At 63.4% G+C, this 19696-nt stretch carries 16 protein-coding genes; 9 read left to right on the top strand and 7 right to left on the bottom strand.

Annotated elements, in window-relative coordinates:
* Positions 1-414 precede the first annotated feature (414 nt).
* Positions 415-2457: a DNA topoisomerase IV subunit B gene (gene parE, locus IVA81_RS30320; protein ID WP_247324781.1), complete on the bottom strand. Its 2043-nt coding sequence runs from the start codon at positions 2455-2457 to the stop codon at positions 415-417.
* A 273-nt stretch (positions 2458-2730) separates the two neighbouring features.
* Here parE and IVA81_RS30315 point away from each other — a divergent pair, with 273 nt between their 5' ends.
* The 3 genes from IVA81_RS30315 (at position 2731) to argC (ending at position 5132) form a co-directional block, all read left to right on the top strand.
* Positions 2731-3261, top strand: a complete 531-nt coding sequence (locus tag IVA81_RS30315) for a DedA family protein (protein WP_247324779.1) — start codon at positions 2731-2733, stop codon at positions 3259-3261.
* 225 nt (positions 3262-3486) lie between these two features.
* Positions 3487-4152 (top strand): FMN-binding negative transcriptional regulator, encoded by a 666-nt coding sequence (locus tag IVA81_RS30310; RefSeq protein WP_247324777.1) that lies wholly within the window; start codon positions 3487-3489, stop codon positions 4150-4152.
* Positions 4149-5132 carry an N-acetyl-gamma-glutamyl-phosphate reductase gene (gene argC, locus IVA81_RS30305; protein WP_247324775.1) on the top strand — a complete coding sequence of 328 codons (984 nt, stop codon included), beginning with the start codon at positions 4149-4151 and terminating at the stop codon, positions 5130-5132. Before IVA81_RS30310 ends, argC begins: the two co-directional genes overlap by 4 nt.
* A gap of 146 nt (positions 5133-5278) precedes the next feature.
* On the opposite strand, the gene IVA81_RS30300 is transcribed toward argC, so the two are convergent.
* The 3 genes from IVA81_RS30300 to phaC form a co-directional block, all read right to left on the bottom strand.
* Positions 5279-6046: an outer membrane beta-barrel protein gene (locus IVA81_RS30300; protein WP_247324773.1), complete on the bottom strand. Its 768-nt coding sequence runs from the start codon at positions 6044-6046 to the stop codon at positions 5279-5281.
* Between the two features lie 192 nt (positions 6047-6238).
* On the bottom strand, positions 6239-6637 hold the full coding sequence (locus IVA81_RS30295) for an MAPEG family protein (protein WP_247324771.1): 399 nt from the start codon (positions 6635-6637) through the stop codon (positions 6239-6241).
* Between the two features lie 63 nt (positions 6638-6700).
* Positions 6701-8509 carry a class I poly(R)-hydroxyalkanoic acid synthase gene (gene phaC / locus IVA81_RS30290; RefSeq protein WP_247324768.1) on the bottom strand — a complete coding sequence of 603 codons (1809 nt, stop codon included), beginning with the start codon at positions 8507-8509 and terminating at the stop codon, positions 6701-6703.
* Between the two features lie 253 nt (positions 8510-8762).
* On the opposite strand from phaC, the gene IVA81_RS30285 reads away from it, so the two are divergent.
* From IVA81_RS30285 to glpX, 4 genes are all read left to right on the top strand, one after another.
* A complete protein-coding gene (locus IVA81_RS30285) occupies positions 8763-9038 on the top strand; it encodes a hypothetical protein (RefSeq protein ID WP_247324766.1) in 276 nt (91 codons plus the stop codon).
* Between the two features lie 214 nt (positions 9039-9252).
* Entirely contained in the window at positions 9253-10473 is a 1221-nt protein-coding gene (locus tag IVA81_RS30280) for an LL-diaminopimelate aminotransferase (protein ID WP_247324765.1), read from the top strand.
* A gap of 29 nt (positions 10474-10502) precedes the next feature.
* The gene (locus IVA81_RS30275) at positions 10503-11819 is read left to right on the top strand and encodes a homoserine dehydrogenase (RefSeq protein ID WP_247324764.1); all 1317 of its coding nucleotides are present in this window, start codon (positions 10503-10505) and stop codon (positions 11817-11819) included.
* Between the two features lie 84 nt (positions 11820-11903).
* A complete protein-coding gene (glpX, locus tag IVA81_RS30270; protein ID WP_247324763.1) occupies positions 11904-12905 on the top strand; it encodes a class II fructose-bisphosphatase in 1002 nt (333 codons plus the stop codon).
* Positions 12906-12974: 69 nt separating this feature from the next.
* On the opposite strand, the gene IVA81_RS30265 is transcribed toward glpX, so the two are convergent.
* Positions 12975-14393 carry a hypothetical protein gene (locus IVA81_RS30265; protein ID WP_247324762.1) on the bottom strand — a complete coding sequence of 473 codons (1419 nt, stop codon included), beginning with the start codon at positions 14391-14393 and terminating at the stop codon, positions 12975-12977.
* Between IVA81_RS30265 and IVA81_RS30260 the strand changes: the two genes are divergently transcribed.
* Positions 14335-15063, top strand: a complete 729-nt coding sequence (locus IVA81_RS30260; protein WP_247324761.1) for a haloacid dehalogenase type II — start codon at positions 14335-14337, stop codon at positions 15061-15063. The two genes, IVA81_RS30265 and IVA81_RS30260, sit on opposite strands and share 59 nt — an antisense overlap.
* A 41-nt stretch (positions 15064-15104) precedes the next feature.
* On the opposite strand, the gene IVA81_RS30255 is transcribed toward IVA81_RS30260, so the two are convergent.
* Complete coding sequence (locus IVA81_RS30255) at positions 15105-16004, bottom strand: hypothetical protein (protein ID WP_247324760.1); 900 nt, start codon at positions 16002-16004, stop codon at positions 15105-15107.
* Positions 15989-17827 carry a peroxidase family protein gene (locus IVA81_RS30250; RefSeq protein ID WP_247324758.1) on the bottom strand — a complete coding sequence of 613 codons (1839 nt, stop codon included), beginning with the start codon at positions 17825-17827 and terminating at the stop codon, positions 15989-15991. The genes IVA81_RS30255 and IVA81_RS30250 overlap by 16 nt, the downstream gene beginning before the upstream one ends.
* A gap of 323 nt (positions 17828-18150) precedes the next feature.
* Between IVA81_RS30250 and IVA81_RS30245 the strand changes: the two genes are divergently transcribed.
* Positions 18151-19515 carry an FAD-binding protein gene (locus IVA81_RS30245; RefSeq protein ID WP_247324756.1) on the top strand — a complete coding sequence of 455 codons (1365 nt, stop codon included), beginning with the start codon at positions 18151-18153 and terminating at the stop codon, positions 19513-19515.
* Positions 19516-19696: the final 181 nt, after the last annotated feature.

The following is a 19696-nucleotide window of genomic DNA, read 5'->3' as shown; positions in this document are numbered from 1 at the left end:
CAGGCGCGAGCGCGCTGAAGTCCGTGTCATCTGATGTCCGGACTATAGACGGTTCTCGCCGAAATGCTGTTGCCGGCTAGGCACAGTTGCCGGAAAACGCCGTTGAGCGGGCATTTGAGGCGTAGCTCTCGAAAGCGGAAATAATCACGCAAAATCAATCATTTGTGTCGATTTTGAGATCTCGAATTCGGGTAAGGTTTCGTTAGGACATTCGGCTTTGTCCGAAATGGAGGCAGTCCCGCCTCAGCCTCAGCGCCGTGAGTCGTTGGCCGAGTCGCGGTGGCGGCGCAGGGAATCGCTCAAAGGCGTGCGGACCCGCGGGCAGGCGTTATCGGCAAAGGGCGGCGCCCCCACAAAATGAAAGAGCCCCGGCTCCTCGCCGAGGCTCTTGAACGGAGTGGACGGCCCGAGGGCTCAGACGTCCAGCAACTCTTCGCTGGCAAACTCGGCCTTGTCCGAGATGAAGGCGAAGCGCGCCTCGGCCTTGGTGCCCATCAGGCGTTCCACCGAATCCGCCGTGGTGTCGCGATCGTCGGCAAGCAGCACCACCTTGAGCAGCGTGCGCTTGCTCGGATCCATGGTGGTCTCCTTGAGCTGCGCCGGCATCATCTCGCCGAGTCCTTTGAAGCGGTTCACCTCGACCTTGGCGTTGGCGTTGAACTCGCTCTTGAGTAGCGCCTCCTTGTGCTTGTCGTCGCGCGCGTAGACCGATTTCGAGCCGTGGGTCAGCTTGTAGAGCGGCGGCACCGCGAGGAAGAGGTGGCCCTCGTCGATCAGCCGCGGCATCTGCCGGTAGAAGAAGGTGATCAGGAGCGAAGCGATGTGGGCGCCGTCGACGTCGGCGTCGGTCATGATGATGATGCGCTGATAGCGCAGATCCTCTTCGCGGTAGTGCAAGAGCTGGCCGCAGCCGATTGCCTGCACGAGGTCGGAGAGCTGCGCATTCGCCGTCAGCTTGTCCTTACCGGCGGAGGCGACGTTGAGGATTTTTCCGCGCAGCGGCAGTACGGCCTGGGTCTTGCGGTCACGCGCCTGCTTGGCGCTGCCGCCGGCCGAGTCGCCCTCGACGATGAACAGCTCCGAGCCCTCGGTGCCGGCATCGGTGCAGTCGGCGAGCTTGCCGGGCAGGCGCAGCTTCTTGCCCGCGGTCTTGCGCGCGGTTTCCTTTTCCTGGCGGCGGCGCAGCCGCTCCTCGGCACGGTCGATCACGAAGTCGAGCAGCCTGTTGGCCATGTTCGGATTGCCCGACAGCCAATGGTCGAACGGATCCTTCATCGCCTGCTCGACGATACGCTGCGCTTCGGCGGTCGCGAGACGATCCTTGGTCTGACCCTGGAATTCGGGCTCGCGCACGAACACCGAGAGCATCACGGCCGCGCCCACCATCACGTCTTCGGAGGTGATGGAGGCTGCGCGCTTGCCCTGGCCGACGCGCTCGGCGTGATCCTTCAATCCGCGCAGAAGCGCGCTGCGCAGGCCGGATTCGTGCGTGCCGCCATCCGGCGTCGGCACTGTGTTGGTATAGGAGGAGAGGAAGCCGTCGGCATCCGCGGTCCACGCCACCGCCCATTCGCAGGCGCCGTGCGCACCGTTGCGGCCGGACTTGCCGGAGAAAATGTCGGGATGCACCAGCGTGTCGGCGTGGATCGCAGCCGCCAGGTAGTCCTTCAGTCCGCCGGGGAAGTGGAACGTCGCTTCCGCCGGTACATCCTCGATGCCCTTGAGCAGGTCGGGCGCGCAGTTCCAGCGGATCTCGACGCCGCCGAACAGATACGCCTTCGAGCGTGTCATCTTGAACAGGCGCTGCGGCTTGAACGCAGCCTTGGCGCCGAAGATGTCGGTGTCGGGCTTGAAGCGTACGCGCGTACCGCGGCGGTTGTTGACCTTGCCGAGGTCCTCGAGCTTCCCCTTGGGATGGCCGCGCTCGAAAATCATGCGGTGCAGCTTCTGGCCGCGCGCAACCTCGACCTCGAGACGCGAGGACAGGGCGTTCACCACGGAGATGCCAACGCCGTGCAGACCGCCTGACGTCTCGTAGACCTTGGAGTCGAACTTGCCGCCCGAATGCAGCGTGCACATGATGACTTCAAGCGCCGACTTCTTCGGGAATTTCGGATGAGGATCGATCGGGATGCCGCGGCCGTTGTCGGTGACGGTGAGGAACCCGTCTGCGCTGAGTTCGACTCCGATGAAGGTCGCGTGTCCGGCCAGCGCCTCGTCCATCGAGTTGTCGATGACTTCGGCGAACAGGTGATGCAACGCCTTCTCATCGGTGCCGCCGATATACATGCCCGGCCGGCGACGCACCGGTTCCAGGCCTTCGAGCACCTCGATGTCGGCTGCGGTGTAGTCGGCTTCCCCGCCGCTCGCGCGCGGCGCCGCCTTGGCGGCGCGGGATTTCGGCTCGTCGCCGCCGAAAAAGTCGTCTTTTGCTTTGGGTTTCAACTGTTTGGACATATATCTTGATGCGTTTTGAGGGCCGCATGGGCGGCGAATCGATTGCGCCGACTATGCCACTTCTGACTTGGAAAGGTTATCGCAGGGGCGGGCCGGGCGATGTGGTTGAGGGCCAATCCCGGCGATTTTACGCCGCAGGCCCTCTAATTCCCGGCAATTTGACCTGCCGGTCTGTGCCGAGCCCGGTTTTGTGACTTGATGTCACACAAGCCCTTGGCTTACCAGTCTTTTTCATCGAGCAGCACCTTGAGACGGGGCGGAAGGCTATTTTTGATGGAGCAGTTTGCGCACGCCCTGGCCGATTTCGTGCGCGTTCACCAGGCCTGGGCGGCTCCGATCGTGTTCCTGCTCGCTTTCGGAGAATCGCTCGCCTTCATCTCGCTGCTGGTCCCGGCCTGGGGCGCGCTGGTGGGAATCGGTGCGCTGATCGGGGCGAGCGGAATCAGCTTCTATCCGGTCTGGATTGCCGGCGGCCTCGGCGCGGCGCTGGGCGACTGGGTCTCCTACTGGTTCGGCTTCCGCTACAAGGAGAAGGTCGCCCAGATGTGGCCGCTCTCGCGGTATCCGGAACTCCTGCCCCGAGGCGAGGCTTTCGTGCGCAGCTGGGGCGTGCCCAGCATCTTCATCGGCCGGTTCTTCGGTCCTTTGCGCGCCTCGGTGCCGCTCGCGGCCGGCATCTTCGAGATGCCTTATTGGAGTTTCCAGGCCGCCAATTTCGTCTCGGCCCTGGTCTGGTCGGCCGTGCTCCTGCTGTTCGGTGACGTGCTCGCCAAGATCATGGAATGGATCTGGCGGGTGATCTGACTTCCAAACCTTGACGGAAACCGGATCTGGCCTTATAGCCGCGCGCCATGATCAACGCCGCGACCATCCTGTTCGCCCGTCGCCGCCGCCGCAGTCTTGCGGTTTGGGCGGTCGATCGCGTTTGAGATCATCGTCTTTGCCGCTGGATCCGATCCGCGGCATTCTCTCTCCTGTCAGCGCGATCTGATCCGGCGGCCCCCCAAAGAGGCCCAGCAGGAGACCACGATGTACACGCCACCCTTTTTCAAGCAGGACCGCACCGCAAGCCTGAAGTTCGCCGAAGAGCGCGGCTTCGGCACCATGTGCGCCTTTGACGGAAAGAAGCCGGTCGCTTCCCCGCTGCCGTTCTATCTGACCTACGCCGCTGATGGGACGCCGCAGGCCGCGTTTCATGTCGCCCGTCACAATCCGCTGCTAAAGCTTGCGGGCGGCGATGCGTCCTGGCTGCTCGCGGTCAATGGGCCTGATGCCTATGTATCGCCGGACTGGTACGTCTCGCCGGACCAGGTGCCGACCTGGCTCTACCAGTCGGTGCATCTGAGCGGGCCGGTGCGGCTGTTGTCGGACGACGAGCTGTCGGTGCAGATCGACACGCTCAGCGACAAGTTCGAGCACTGGCTGCTGCCGAAGAAACCGTGGACGTCGGGCAAGATGACGGCGGGCCGGCTCGAAGCGATGAAAAAGGCGATCGTGGGTCTGGTGATGAATGTTGAAGAGGTCGAAGGCAGCTTCAAGCTCAACCAGCACAAATCCGACGCCGATTATGCGGCGATCGCGAATGCGCTCAGCGCCGGCGATGCCGACGCCAAGCAGATCTCACAGTTGATGCGGCAGGCAAGGCCGCAAGTTTTCGAACACGACACGAACAAGCTCGAAAGGAGCGCGTCATGAGCCTCGCTGAGACCACAAAGGCCCCGATCACCGGCGCGGCGAAAAAACCCGCAACCGTCTTCGTCGATGGCGGCTCCGGCACCACCGGGCTCGGCATCAACGAGCGGCTCAAGCTCCAGGGTGATGTTGCGGTGAAGACCATCGCCGACGACAAGCGCAAGGACCCTGCGGCCAAGAAGGCGCTGATGGAGGAGGTGGACCTCGTCATTCTCTGTCTGCCCGACGATGCCGCCAAGGAGACGGTCGCGCTCGTCGACAGCATGGGCGCCTCGGCACCAAAGGTGCTGGACGCTTCCACCGCCTATCGGGTCGCGCCCGACTGGGCCTATGGCTTTGCCGAGCTGACGCCGGATCAGGCCGGCAAGATCAAGGCCGCCAAGAAGGTTTCCAATCCCGGCTGCTATCCGACCGGCGCGATCGCGCTGCTGCGGCCGATCGTCGACGCCGGCCTGCTGCCGGCTGATTATCCCGTCACCGTCAACGCGGTGAGCGGCTATTCCGGCGGCGGCAAGTCGATGATCGCAAGCTTTGAAGACGGCAGCGCGCCGTCCTTCGAGCTCTACGGTCTCGGCTTCGAGCACAAGCATCTGCCGGAGATGCAGCTCTATTCGAACCTGACGCGGCGGCCGATCTTCATTCCCTCTGTCGGCAACTACCGGCAGGGCATGCTGGTCTCGGTACCGCTGCAGCTCGACACGCTGCCCGGCAAGCCCAGCGGCGCAGACCTCCAGGCCGCGCTGGCCAAGCGCTATGCGGGCTCGAAATACGTCTCGGTGATGCCGCTGCAGAACGAGGCGACCAAGGGCGGCAAGCTCGAGCCGGAAGCGCTCAACGAGACCAACATGCTCGAGCTCTACGTCTTCGCCAGCGACAAATATCACCAGGCCGTGCTGGTCGCTCGCCTCGACAATCTCGGCAAGGGTGCCTCCGGCGCAGCCGTGCAAAACATGCGGCTGATGCTTGGATTGCCGGAGGAGTAAGACAGTCTCGTGCCCCGGACGCAGCGCCGCGCCAATTGGCGGTGCGCTGCAGAGCCGGGGCCCATTCTTGCTTCGCTTGCGGCCTTCTGGGTCCGGGCTCTGCGCAGCAACGCTTGCGCGTTGCAGCGCGTCCGGGACACGAGACCTCAGTACTTCGCGATGAGGGGGCCGCCGAACCGGTAGTTGATGCGGGCGGTGATTAGGTCGACGTCCTGACCGATACGGTCGGTGCGTGAGAACGTGCCGACCGGCGTCAGCGCGCCGTTGGAAGTGAGCGTGATGTCGTGCCGGCCCATGAACAGGTGGTCGTATTCGAGGCCGACCGACCAGTTCGGGGCAAAGCCGTATTCGAAGCCGACACCGACCGCGCCGCCCCAGCGGGTCTCGTCGGCACGATCGAACTCGGCCCCGGCCAGACCGCCCGTACCGGCGCCGCGGTAGCGATCGCTGGTAACGGCGGCACCGCCCTTCACGTACAGCAGCGCATTATTCCAGGCGTAGCCGACCTGGCCGGTGAACAGGCCGAAGGCATTGATGCGGGTGCGGTTCTCGACGCCGAGCACGGCGCTGGCATTCCGGCCATAGAGGTCGGCCCAGTCGCCCTGCGCTTCGAGGCCGAACACGAAGGCGCTGCTTTGCCAGCGATAGCCGACCTGGCCGCCGGCGACGGCGCCCGTTGCGTCATGGCACCCTTCGGCAACGCCAGGGGCGAAGCCGACCGTCTGGTCCCAGCACTTACGCGACGATCCGTAGCCGCCATTGGCGCCGATGTAGAAACCGCTCCAATCGTAGATCGCGGCGATCATCGGCGGCGCCTTGGTGTAGGGACGGGCGGCAAGATCAGCGGCGTTGGTCTGGGTCGTGACGGCGGCGAGCGAGAGGACGCCGAGCGCGGATGCAATTTTCCAATTCATGTCTGCCCCGAATCAAATCAATTGCGATGCGCAAATATAGCCGGGGATGGGTGAGATTCCGCAGTGGCGGAGCGGCGCTTTGCCTAATTCTCCCGAACTGTCGTCCGTCGGCAACAGTCCATGGTGGCGCAACTTTTGGTTGCAGCATCGGAGCGTGCTTCAGCTTGGCATCGCTCGTGCCGGGACGAGCGTTCAAAGCACCTTGAAGATCGCCAATGCCAGCACGGCCTGCGCGAGGAAGCCGACGGTGAAGGCCAGTGTGCGGAAGATCGGGATGCCGAGCGCGTAGACGATCAGATGCGCGACGCGCGACCAGAAATAGACGGCGCAGGCGAGCACGGTCCATTTGGTGGAATAATCGATCGCGTTGAGGATCAACACCAGCGGCGCGAAGATCACGAGGTTCTCGACCGCGTTGTCGTGCGCGAACATCAGCCGCGTCGCCCAGTCGGCCTGTGCCTTGTCGTTTCGGGTGGGGTTGGCCATCACGCTCCCGAGGCCGCGAACCTGACAGCGGTTGACCATATAGGGAATCCAGAGGATCCCGGTCAGGATCACCGTCAGTGTCAGCCAGAACAATTCGCGCGTCATGGTTCGATCCCTCTGTCGTCGCTGCGTTGAGCGCGAGTCTATACAAAAGCGCGGAAGATTCCGCTATGCGCGGACCCTGACATAGCTGCCGGGCGCGTCCTCGATCGGGGGCAGGGCGTCGCTGCCGACGCTGCGCGCCGGGACTTCCTCCGGATCGATCCCGCGCAGCCATTCGCGCCAGTCCGGCCACCACGAGCCCTTGTGCTCCACGGCGCCCTTCATCCACTGTGCGACGTTGACGTCCTTGATGTTGTCGTTGGTCCAGTACTGATACTTGTTCGAGGCCGGCGGATTGACCACGCCGGCGATGTGGCCCGAGCCCGACAGCACATATTTCACCGGGCCGCCGAAGAACTGCGAGCCGTACAGCACCGATTCCGCCGGCGCGATGTGGTCCTCGCGGGTGGCGAGGTTGTAGACGGGCACCTTGACCTTGGAGAGATCGAGCAACGTGTTGTCGAGCACCATCGTGCCGGTGGAGAGCCGGTTCTCCAGATAGCAGTTGCGCAAATAATAGGAATGGTTCGACGCGGTCATGCGCGTCGCATCGGAATTCCAGTGCAACAAGTCGAACGCGCTCGGCTGCTGGCCCTTCAGATAGTTGCTGACGACGTAGGACCAGATCAGATCGTTTGAGCGGAGCATGTTGAAGGCCATCGCCATCTTCGAGCCTTCGAGCACGCCGGCCGTCTTCATGTCCTGTTCGAGGGCCGCGATCTGCTCCTCGTCGACGAACACGAGGAGATCGCCGGCATGGGTGAAGTCGACCTGGGCGGCGAAGAACGTCGCGGACGCCACGCGCTGGCGGCGCTTCTCGGCGAGCCAGGCCAGCGTGGTCGCCAGCATCGTGCCGCCGACGCAATAGCCGGCGGCGTGCACCTTCATCTCGCCGGTGACCCTCTCGATCACGTCCATCGCCGTGAGCAGGCCTTCCTTCATGTAGTCTTCCCAGCTCTTGTTGCCGAGCCGCTTGTCGGGATTGACCCATGAGATCACGAACACGGTGATGCCCTGGTCGACGCACCACTTGATGTAGGATTTCTCCGGCTTGAGATCGAGGATGTAGAACTTGTTGATCCAGGGCGGCACGATCAGGAGCGGGGTGCGCAGCACCGTCTCCGTGGTCGGTGAATACTGGATCAGCTGCATCGTCTCGTTCTGGTAGATCACCTTGCCCGGCGTCGTCGCCATGTTGACGCCGACGACGAGGTTGTCCGGATTGGACTGGCGGATCTTCAGCGTGCCCTTGCCGGCCGCTATGTCCTCGGCGAGCATCTTCAGGCCGCGCGCCAGATTGTCGCCGCTGCTCGCCACCGTCTCGCGCAGCACCTCCGGATTGGTCAGCACGAAGTTGGACGGCGACAGCGCATTGGTGACCTGCTGGACGTAGAACTCGGCCTTGCGACGCGTCTGCGGATCGAGCCCTTCGGCATCGCGCACCAGCTCCTGCGCCCATTTGGTCGTGAGCAGATAGAGCTGCATCACGAAATCGAAGAACTGGTTCGATTTCCATTCCGGGTCGGCAAAGCGCTTGTCGCGCGGGGAGGGCGCGATCGCAGGCGGGGCGTCCTGGCCGGCCATGCGGCGCACCGCCGAGCCCCAGAGGTCGAGATAGTCCTTGGCGAGCTTGGTCTGCAGATCGGAAGAGCGGGACGTATCCGACAACCAGTATTCGGCGACCGACGTGAAGGTCTTGACGACCTCCGCAAGCTCGGCCGGCGGCCGATCCTGCACCTCGCCGCTCTCGCGCGGCTTGAGGTAAGCGGCCAGCGCCTTGCCGCCGCTCTCCATCGCCCGCGCGACATTCATCGCGAAGGCTTCCGCATCGAACTTCGTCTCGGGTTTGGGCGTATCGGTCGTGGCCATACTCATGAGCAGAACAGTAACGACTCATTCCGTATTCGTCACCGCGAAGCTCGCATGTTTGGCGTTAAACACTCTCGAAGATGTGTTGCAGTGCGACAAATCTTCTTGGTTCCGTCACATTCGGGCCGCACCGCTCGGCTTGGTGGGCAACGGCTGTTTTCTCGCTCTCGCCATTCGGGCAGCAATGGTTTGAGCTTGGGCGCGGTCTTGGGTAAGGTTGCCCGGGGCCGTGCTTTGGGACGAGTAGGGGATTTCCCAAGTGTTGGCGTTATGGGACCTGCAAAAGACGCTGCCGATCCGCAGCGCGCTGCTGATTGCGGCGCTCGCCATGGGCGGCTGCTCGAGCCAGCTCGCGGATATGACGCCCACGGACGCGCAGGCACATCCGAGGGAGCCCGGTACCTACCTGCCGGTGCACGACCTGCCGCCGGATCGGGATCAGGCGACCATCCCGCTGGAGCAGCGCGCCAAGATCGAGGCCGAGCTCGCCGCCGCGCGCGATCGCCAGGCCGCTGCCGGCAAGGACGCGAAATGAGGCACAGCAAGGTAATCGCTGGCGCCCCCGCCTTGCCGTGCTAAAAGATCCCGGTTCAGCCGAGAGTCAGGGCGAACGACTTCAGTCTTCGTTGTCGATGATTGCTCTAAGCATTTGATTTTGAGTAGTTTTCACGACGATCCTGAGCGCCCTTCCGAATCGTCGTCCGTCCTGTCGATTCTGCCCTGACCGGTTGCCCGGAGCCCAGAGAGCCATGGAAGAATTTTACCGCATCCGCCGCCTTCCGCCTTACGTGTTCGAGCAGGTCAACCGGGCCAAGGCGGCCGCGCGGAATGCTGGCGCCGACATCATCGACCTCGGCATGGGCAATCCGGATCTGCCGGCCCCGGCGCATGTGCTGGAGAAGCTGAAGGAGACGCTGGGCAAGCCGCGCACCGACCGCTACTCGGCGTCCCGCGGCATCCCCGGACTGCGCCGGGCCCAAGCCGGCTACTACGCCCGCCGCTTCGGCGTGAAGCTCAACCCCGACACCCAGATCGTGGCGACGCTCGGCTCGAAGGAGGGCTTTGCCAATGTGGCGCAGGCGATCACGGCGCCCGGCGACGTCATCCTCTGTCCGAACCCGAGCTACCCGATTCACGCCTTCGGCTTCTTGATGGCGGGCGGCGTCATCCGCTCGGTGCCCTCCGAGCCGACGCCGCAGTTCTTCGAGGCGGTGGAGCGGGCAATCGTGCATTCGATCCCGAAGCCGCTCGCGCTCGTCGTCTGCTATCCTTCGAACCCGACCGCCTATGTCGCGAGCCTCGATTTCTACAAGGACCTGGTCGCGTTCGCGAAGAAGCACGAGATCCTGATCCTGTCCGATCTCGCTTATGCCGAGGTCTATTTCGACGAGAGCAATCCGCCGCCCTCAGTGCTCCAGGTGCCGGGTGCGATCGATGTCGCCGTCGAGTTCACCTCGATGTCGAAGACCTATTCGATGGCCGGCTGGCGCATGGGCTTCGCGGTCGGCAATGAGCGCGTGATCGCGGCGCTCGCCCGCGTCAAATCCTACCTCGATTACGGCGCCTTTACGCCGGTTCAGGTCGCGGCGACCGCGGCGCTGAACGGGCCCGACGATTGCATCAAGGAGATGCGCGACACCTACCGCAAGCGCCGCGATGCGCTGGTTGAATCGTTCGGCCGCGCCGGCTGGGAGATTCCGCCGCCGGAGGCGTCGATGTTCGCCTGGGTGCCGCTGCCGGAAGCCTTCCGCAGCGTCGGCAGCATGCAGTTCGCGACCCTGATGGTCGAGAAATCCGGCGTCGCGGTGTCGCCCGGCGTCGGCTTCGGCGAGCATGGTGAAGGATATGTCCGCATCGCCATGGTGGAAAACGAGCAACGGATCAGGCAGGCCGCGCGCGGCGTGCGACGCTTCCTTGAAAGCGGCATCGAAACGTTGCACAACGTCGTTCCGCTCGCCAATCGGCGTTAAGTTCTCTTCGGCAGGTTTTCTAAGACATCATGGTTGCACCCCTGAAAGTGGGCATAGCGGGGCTCGGCACCGTGGGCGCCGAAGTGGTCCGTTTGATTGAAACGCAGGCCCGCGTGCTCGCGGGCCGCAGCGGCCGCGGCATCCGTGTCGTTGCCGTCACCGCGCGCTCGAAGGCGAAGAAGCGCGGCGTCGATCTGCGCGGCGTCGAATGGGTCAGGGATCCGATGGCGCTGGCCACCCATCCCGGCATCGATTGCTTCGTCGAACTGATGGGCGGCGCCGGCGATCCCGCGCTGGCGGCCGTCGAGGCCGCACTCAACGCCGGCAAGTCGGTCGTCACCGCCAACAAGGCGCTGCTGGCCAAGCACGGCCTCAAGCTCTCCAAATCAGCCGAAAAGCACGGCGGGGCGTTGAATTACGAGGCAGCCGTCGGCGCCGCGATCCCCGTCATCAAGACGTTGCGCGAGGGTCTTGCCGGAACCGGCATCAACCGTGTCTACGGTATCCTCAACGGCACCTGCAATTACATCCTGACGAGGATGGAGCAGGAGGGTCTGTCCTTCGCCGAATGCCTCAAGGACGCGCAGCGGCTCGGTTATGCCGAGGCCAACCCGTCCTTCGACGTCGACGGCCATGATACCGCGCAAAAACTCGCGATCCTCGCCAGCCTCGCCTTCGGCACGAAAGTTGCTCAAAGCGCGGTGTATGTCGAAGGCATCTCATCCATCGCACCGGAAGATCTGCGCGCGGCGTCCGATCTCGGCTACCGCGTCAAGCTGCTCGGCGTTGCGGTGCGCACCGCCACGGGCATCGAGCAGCGCGTGCATCCGACGATGGTTCCAAAATCCTCCTCGATCGCGCAGGTGATGGGTGTCACCAATGCTGTCACGATCGACGGTGAGGGCATTCCGCCGATCACGCTGGTTGGCCCCGGCGCCGGCGGCGCCGCGACGGCATCCGCCGTGGTCGCCGACATCGCTGATGTCGCGCGCGGCATCCGTGCCAATCCGTTCGGCCGGCCGATTTCGCAACTGCGCGACACCAAGAAGGCGCCGATGGAGCGGCACGAGGGCGGCTATTACATCCGCCTTCTGGCGCGCGATTTCCCCGGCACCGCGGCTGCGATCGCGACGCGGCTTGCAGAACAGAAGATTTCGATCGAGTCGATCGTGCAGCGTCATCCCAATGGCGGCGCTGCGCCTGATAACGGCAAGGCGGTCCCCGTGCCCGTCATCCTGATCACCTATGCGACCCACGAGGACGCCGTGCGCCGCGCGCTCGCCGCCGTGCAGAAGGACAAGGTGATCAGCGGACGGCCGCAGGTGATCCGGATCGAGAAGAACTGAGGCGGTTCGTCGAACGAACCGTGGGCGTTACGAGTTAATGCGGGCAAGGAATCCTGTCCAAAACTGTTTCGAAGGAGTTAGCCGATGTCGACCCATATTGAAGTCCCCCCGCACGCCTTGCTCGAGCGCATTCTCACGCTGGAGATCGTGCGGGTGACGGAGCGGGCGGCGGTGTCGTCGGCGCGGCTGCGCGGGCACGGTAACGAGAAGGCGGCCGACCAGGCCGCGGTGGATGCGATGCGCCGCGAGCTCAACAAGCTCCCGATCGAGGGCACCATCGTGATCGGCGAGGGCGAGCGCGACGAGGCGCCGATGCTCTTCATCGGCGAGAAAGTTGGCCTGAACGCCGGCCCGCAGGTCGACATTGCGGTCGATCCGCTCGAAGGCACCACGCTGTGCGCCAAGAACATGCCGGGCTCGATTGCCACGATGGCGATGGCCGACGGCGGCACGCTGCTGCACGCGCCCGACGTCTACATGCAGAAGCTCGCGATCGGCCCGGGTTACGACAAGGGCGTCGTCGATCTCGATGCAACGCCGGCCGACAACGTCCGCCGCCTCGCCAAGGCCAAGGGCGTCCAGCCTGACGGCATCACGGTTCTCGTGCTCGATCGTCCGCGCCATGCAAGCATCATCGAGAGCGTGCGCTCGACCGGCGCCGCCGTGCGCCTGATCACCGATGGCGACGTCGCCGGCGTGATCCATTGCGCCGATCCTGACAATACCGGCGTCGACATGTATCTCGGCACCGGCGGCGCGCCGGAAGGCGTGCTCGCGGCCGTGGCGCTGCGCTGCATCGGCGGCCAGATGCAGTGCCGGCTAATCCTCGATTCCGCCGAGAAAATCGAGCGCGCCGCCAAGATGGGCGTCAACGATCCCAAGATGATCTACGGCATCGAGGACATGGCGCGCGGTGACTGCCTGTTCGCCGCCACCGGCGTCACCACGGGCTCGCTGCTGTCAGGCGTCAAATTCCGCAAGGACGGCGTGATCGAGACCGAGACGGTGGTGATGCGCTCCGTCACCGGCACCGTGCGCTACATCAAGGCCGAGCACCGCGAGCTGGCCAAGTTCCATTTGGACTAAGGCTGTCCCCCACGCGATCGTTCGGCCGGTTGAGCCGGACGTCGCAGGGACTGGTCCATCGTCTGCCCGCTACGGGCTGCGCAGCGGCGACGGCATGAACAAGAACACGTCGCACAAAGTCAGAGCGAGCTTGGCTGCTCCTTGCAGCAAGCCAACCTCCTCGGCCCAGGGCTGGAGAATGGATCTCGCGGACGCCATGTCTCCGCTCTCGAGCGCGCGGCGCGCGTTCGTGTCGGCCTCGGCATAGACATCGGTTGCGATCATTCCGGACAGCGCCTGCGAGAGGCCTTGATCGAAGCTCTCGATGCGGACTTCCGATTCATAGTGATCCGGCCTGAGCCTGATTTGGTTCTTGGCCTGTGCCGGATCGAAAAGCCCGACCTTGCCCAGCATGACCAGCAGCGGATGATTCCGGGCAATGGCGGCGGGAATGATCGGATAGGTCCTGATTCTCCCCGATCGATCATCGAGGGATGAGAACGAGATGACCGGTCCGATATTGAAGCGCGAGTTGCGGTGGAGCACCGCGACGCGATGATCGATCTCGGAATCGGCCTCGAACACCTCGCCGCTCTTGGGTCCGTCGTCCAGGCCGTTTCCGATGAGATATGCCGAAAGCTGGGCGACGCGGGCGGTGACGGTGTGTTGATCGAGCCCATCCACCTCGAACTCGATCTCTCGTCCAGTGAACGCCGACAGTCCGACCGTGTAGGCTCCTATGGTCTTGCCGGAACGGTAGGGGACGATCTCCATCCACAATGCGAACGGTTGATCTGGATAGGGCGCAAACGCGCTACGTGACTGCTCCAGCCACATCTCGGGCGAACGACCGACGTTTCCCCGCCAGACCACGGCGACAACACCAGCCAGTGCCGCGACGACGGCCCCCACAAAGGCCGTCGCGAGACGTGTATTCTCGGCAAAACCCAGCGCCTTCAGTTCCGCATTGCTTTCGGCAGGACCCATCGGCGAGACGATGAGGTGCGCGCGATGGCGGCCGGCGGCGTCGACAGATTCCGGCCATAGCCAGGAGGCCCGCTGCCACAGCTGCTGATCGAAAGGCATGGGCGCCGGAATCATGAGGATCGCCATGAGTTGATCGCCGGCACGGATGAACATCGGATCGCCAGCGTCGGCGCGTGATGCGATCGTGCTGCGGCTCCACTGCAACTCGGGATGACGAACGCGTAGCGCCCGGATCAACGCCTCTTCGTCCGGGAGGCGGGCATCGTCGAGCAAAATGTATGCGACAGGGATGGTTGTCATGGCAGATGCGGGCGCACCCAACTGGTTGAGATGGTCACATTGCTCGTCGCGGACGAACGTGATGTGGCGGACAACCGCTATTGTTGCATGGAAAGGATCGTGCTTTAAAGCCCTCGATGTCAACCGGAGCCAACCGCGCGCAGGAAAATCCGCGGAGCGAAACATGACGCCAACATCCGATCTCTCCGCCGTCAAAGCCCTTGTCTTCGACGTGTTCGGCACTGTCGTGGACTGGCGCACCAGTCTGATCACAGACTTCATGTGGTGGGGCAAACAGCGCGGCATCAGCGCCGACTGGACCGCTTTGGTCGACGGCTGGCGCGGCATGTACATGGCCTCGATGGACGACGTGCGCAAACATCCCGAGCGTGGCTATGTCATGCTCGACGATCTGCACCGCCGCTCGCTGGAAAAGCTGGTCGATCAATTCTCGATCAAGGGCCTCACCGAAGCCGATCTCGACTATCTCACAAAAGGCTGGCACCGCCTGCATCCCTGGCCCGACAGCGTCGCGGGCCTGACCCGGTTGAAAACTAAATTCGTGATCTCGCCGCTCTCGAACGGCAACGTCGCGCTGCTCACCAACATGGCGAAATTTGCAGGGCTGCCGTGGGATCTCATCCTATCGGCCGAGCTGTTCGCGCACTACAAGCCTGATCCGGAGACCTATCTCGGCGCTGCGCGTCTGCTCTGCCTCAAGCCGGAAGAGGTGATGATGGTCGCCGCCCACAACGGCGATCTCGCGGCTGCGCAGAAGAACGGGCTGAAGACCGCCTTCGTGGCGCGGCCGACAGAGTACGGGCCGCTGCAGAAGGTGGACTTCGAAGCGACTGGCAATTGGGACATCGTCGCGAAGGACTTTGGCGGGATCGCGGATAAGCTCGCCTGCTAATTCCATCCCGTGCGATTGCCGACGACGTTGCGCGGCGTTCTTCAAGCGCCTGCTGTCGCGCGCGTTCTGGCCGCCTGCCAGACGTTGCTGAGCAAGGCCGGGACAAGGCCGTGAGCGGGACACTGATTCCAGGCACCGGCAAAGAATGCGAAGCCCGGGTCGGAGGCGCGCTGCTGCCGGGCATTTTCGACCGCCAGCAGGACCAGCGTCCGCGACCGCAGCCGGATCAGACCGATGAAGTCTCCGTCGCGCGTCTCGCGGACCACGCGCGCCGGCGCGCGCAGGGTGCGAAGCAGCGCGTCCTTCGGCTCGATCTTCGCCAGATTGTCGCCGTGGAGCGCCAGCTCGCGCATCAGCTCGATCGATTTCACGATGTTGTTCATCGCGAGCGCAGTTGCGTGCGCGCAAGCCATGTTGCCGCGCGAGGCAGTCTGGATTCGATCGAGCGCGGCCTTCAACGCGCCGCTGCGCCTGAGCCAGGCTGCACGCAGCGGCCAGGCCGACGACCAGGCCTGCAACGTGCGCGCGGCGGCGTAGGATTCCTCGCTCGCGAGATAGTCGGGGAAGAACAGCCGGCCTACGGCCTGCTGTACAACGACGCCCATGCTGCGATGCGCGCGCCGGCCGCCGACGTAATTGCCGAGCTCGGTGATCTCCGGCGCGATCTGTTGCAACAGCGCATCGATCTTCGAAAGCGCGGATTCGAGCGAGGCCTGATGCGCAGCGCGCAGCGGATCGTGCCGGTCGCGAAATGCTGGCCAGATGTCGCCATCGGGGGCGCGGAAAACCGTTAGCTTTGCCGCGACCGAGCGATTGAACAGGCCTCCGCGGCCGGACAGCGAGCGAGTGACCACAGCCGCATCGTTGACGCGGAGCAGTTCATCCGGGTTGCGGACGAGGGCGAGGCGGACGAGGCCCGGAATGGTTATGATGAGGGCCACGCTGAGCCTCGCAGCACGTTCCAGGGGGCAAAGGCGTTGTTGACGCCCTCGAGCGCCGGGCCGAGTTGCGGCACGTGCCGCAGCAGCACTGATTTCATTCCGTTGTTCTGGATCCAGTCCAGACCGAAGTCGGTGTAGATTTCCGCCCGGTAATCGTCTGTGAAGAAGCGGTCGCTCTTGAGACGCCGCGATGCCATCAGGATGAAGATGCGGAAGGCGCTATCGCTGAAGCCAAAACCGTCCGGCAGATCCTCGGCCAACAGTCCGACCATCAGATCGACGCGGTCGACGTCGCCCTTGTAGATCGCGCGCATCTTCTTTGCCGCGCCGGGAATGCTGGTGATCTCCTCGAATGTCTTGACCCGTTGCTTGCCGACCAGCTCGCGGAACCGGTTGTAGCGCGGCACGCCGCGCTCGCGGTCGCGCACGATATCGATGGCGGCCATGTCGAGCAGCGGTTGGCCGTCCTTTTCGAATTGGCGGAGGAAGTTGGGGTAATTATGCAGGCGAATGGCGCCGGGATGTGCCGTGCCGAACGAGTACAGCAGGTCGACGAAGCCGTGCGTCTCCATGAACTTGCGGGTCGCGCGTCCCTGCATATCGACCAGCTTGCAGTGTTCAACCCCCGCGGCGTCGATCCGCCGCACATCCATGTCGTCCGGGATCAACGGGTGCAGGCGGTAGACCGCAGTGAATTCCTCGGTCATCGCGTAGGGCGCGCTATGCTGATCCGTCGGAGAGCGGATGATGCCATAGGCGGCTTCGCTGTTCTCGCCGAGCACCGCTCGCAGCACCCGGCACGGTATCCCCGACCAGTTGGCGCGCATGCTGAAGTCCAGCGCAGGATGGCCGAGGATGCCTGGCGTCCATTCGATGGTGTGGATCTTGGCGATCAGGGCTGCGTTGATCAGGCGCGCGCGCTGGAACAGTTCCTCGTCATTCCAGGTTGGATACCGTGTCTTCAGGCCATCGCAGATGACGTTGTGCTCACGTGCGAAGAGATTGTGGAGCAGGCTGAGCCCGACCCACCAATTGTCGTTGAATCCAGTGAGATCGGCGCCCGGATGAGCTGGATCGGCGGGAAGCATTCCATCGCTCCCGACCTCGATCTTTCCGTCGGCCTTGGAACGGATCTGCATCTGTCTGTCGCGATCGCTGCCGTAGATCTGTCCGGCGTCCCACCAGTGCGAGTTGAGGTTACGGAATGTGGGTGTCGCGCCGAGCCATGGTTCACGCGGCGTTCGGTCGGGGACAGTCCGGCGGATCTTCATGCAGCCGTCGACCCGTTCGTCTTCGGGCCAGGTATCGCCCGTCTTCAGCGGGATTTTGAACTCGTTTTCCGGCTCGGGAACCCCATGGCTGAACCAATTATGCGTTTCGAACTGAATCCAGGCGGCGGCCAACAGATTGAGGCTGGTCGCGGGAATGAAGGTGTCGCGCGCCAGCAATTCCATCGAGATCACGCGCGGGCTGGGTTCGAGCAGGTCGTCTACGCTGTCCGGCACGCATTCCGGCAGCGGGAAATTGCGTCCGAACCGGGCGCCCGCCATGCCCATGCGCGGATGGTCGAGGCTGTTGAAAGAGCCATCGGCGGAACGCCACCGGTCATTGCCGGTGCTCCAGCCAGGCGGAGTCGTGCCGTAACCCGTGTGGCGGAGGTTGTGCTCCCGCAACCGCTCGCGGAAGACCGAAAGATTGGCGGATCCGAGCAGGGTCGGCAGGTGGTCCCATCTGACAAAAAAATTGATGACCCGAAAGGCGACATCCAGGACCGCCTGGAGCAGGCCACGATGGAAGACAAAACCATCGTTTTCGCGGGACATTGACGCTCCCAAACAACCGCGTGAAATCAATTGGGATTGCAACTAGCAAAGGCAGTTCAATAGCACCAAAATGCCCCGCTTGCCAACGCGACGTGCTGGAAGCTGCGGTCGCCCCGTCGTACAATTTCCCCTGTCGGTTGAACATTTGCTCGGATAGGATGCCATGCAGCCCTGGCTGCGTTAGGCCGCCCGGCTGAATTTGCGCGCGGAGCGAACTGCGCGGCAACGTGCTTGAACCTTGTGAAGACCAGGCCGACACCGGCGTCGGCAGGACAGAAGAGCCATCTTAAGTTGCGTGTTTCGCCGTCGAGGGGGTGACGCAGATGGGCAGTATGGTTCGCAATTATGATGGCGGGATCACAAGCTCTCCCGCGCAACTGGTGTCGCCGCGATCCGTCGAGGAGATACAATCGATCCTCAGGGATGCCGAGCGCTACCCAAGCCCTGTCCGGGCCATGGGCAGCTATCATTCCTTGACGCCTTGCGCATCGTCGGACGGCACGATCATCGACATGTCCGCGATGAGCCGCATCCTCAAGATCGATCCACATGGCATGACGTTCACGGCCGAGGCGGGCCTCCAGTTCATTGTCGCATCTCGGGCGTTACGGGCGATGAACCTCCAGTTTCTGACCAATATCGAGATCGGGAACATGACGCTGGGGGCGGCGGCCTGTTGCCACACCAAGGACGGACTGGATGGCGGCGAGTTTGGACAGGTCGGCTCGTACATCACGGCGATCAAATGGGTAACCCCCAGCGGCGAGATGGCGGAAGCGTCGCAGGATAAAGACCCGCATCTGATGTACTTCATGCGCTCGAGTTACGGCTTGTCCGGCGTCATCTACGAAGTGACGTTTCGGATCAAACGGCTGGAGGCGATCCACTTCAGCTATTTGCCGCGCCCGATCGCAGAGCTGACCGAGAAGGAGGTGGATGGGATCATCGATGCGTCGCGAGGTCTGATCTGCTGGACGGTCGGTCGAAAGGCGCACTTCCAGACGCGGCACCCCGCCGACCGGGTTGGACCGTTGGGATCGCTGTTCGCCGCCAGCCGCCGTACCCTCTGGAATTATACGGAAGCGCGCGTCGGCAGGTTCATCGACAGCAGCATCCCCACCAAGCCTCTCAGGGATGTGTCGCTCGACGCTTGGTTCGTTGGCAGCAAGCTGTTGATGTCGTTCCTGCACCTGGTCGGCGGCGCGACCTTGTACAATCCCGACAAGACGATCGACTACAGCGAGACGCCGCCATCGGCGCGTTATGCATTCACGTTCTGGACATTTCCGCGCGGTGAGTGGCTGAACGTGCTGCGCGACTATGTGGACTTCAGCGAGAAGTATTTTGAGGAGCATGACTTCCGCTGCAACATGGCGCTTGGTTCCTACTTCATCCGGAAGGACGAGCATTCGTTGCTGTCCTACTCGCATGACGGAGATGTTTTTTCAGTCGATCCCATTCACGCCTATACGGACAGGCCGGCGTGGGACGGGTTTTTGAAGGAGTTCAATGAGTTTGCGTCCAAGAGAAATGGCATTCCTCTGCTGAACCAGAGTCCGTTCATCACCAAGCGCCATGTCACGGCGGCGTATGGGGCGAGATGGACGGAGTTCTCTGAGCAAGTCAGACGCGAGGATCCGCACGGGCGCATGCTGAATCCGTTCTTTGCGGATCTGCTTAGCCCGTGAGGATCGACGCGAAGCGACGACGGGAGTGACGTGCCGACAAGTCCGGTCTGGGCTGAAGCTGTGCCCGGCGGGATCGAGACAGTGTGGCTGACGGATAGTCGCCGAAAGCGTTGTGGACTTGTTTTGGGAGAAATGCGCAATCTTGTCGCCCCCTGGAAAAGGTAGGGCGCCAGCTCGAAAA

It is taken from the genome of Bradyrhizobium sp. 141 (genome assembly GCF_023074055.1).
Classification (GTDB): Bacteria; Pseudomonadota; Alphaproteobacteria; order Rhizobiales; family Xanthobacteraceae; genus Bradyrhizobium.
The sequence above is the reverse complement of the archived record's forward strand: the minus strand, read 5'-3'. Positions and strand labels throughout refer to the sequence as shown.